Annotated in this window: 1 protein-coding gene; it reads left to right on the top strand. The window is 39.6% G+C overall.

Annotated features, from left to right (window positions below):
* Positions 1 to 25: 25 nt before the first annotated feature.
* Positions 26 to 316 (top strand): DUF1285 domain-containing protein (locus AAEY75_RS14415; RefSeq protein WP_352259944.1); only part of this gene is annotated, 291 nt, incomplete at its 3' end.

Genomic DNA, 316 nt, shown 5'->3' with positions numbered 1-316 from the left:
CTTTTGCACTGACATTTAAAAAACAGTGATTTCACTTAACGAGCTTAGCAAGCAACTCAGCGAGCCAAGCAAACCTTTTGAACAATGGCAGCCCGCTCACTGCGGGCAGTTATCATTATTGATTGATGAGCAAGGTAAATGGTTTTACGCAGGTAGTGAAATTATCCGTCAATCAATGGTGAAACTTTTTGCCAGTGTATTATGCAACGAAGATGGTCAGTTTTACTTAAAAACACCCGTAGAAAAAATCGCAATTGAGGTGAAGGATGCGCCTTTTATTATTGTAAATTGGCATAGTGAAAAGACATCAGAGGGA

Source organism: Psychrobacter sp. TB55-MNA-CIBAN-0194, assembly GCF_040309505.1.
GTDB classification, from domain to species: domain Bacteria; phylum Pseudomonadota; class Gammaproteobacteria; order Pseudomonadales; family Moraxellaceae; genus Psychrobacter; species Psychrobacter fozii.
This window is presented reverse-complemented; position numbering and strand designations above follow the sequence as displayed.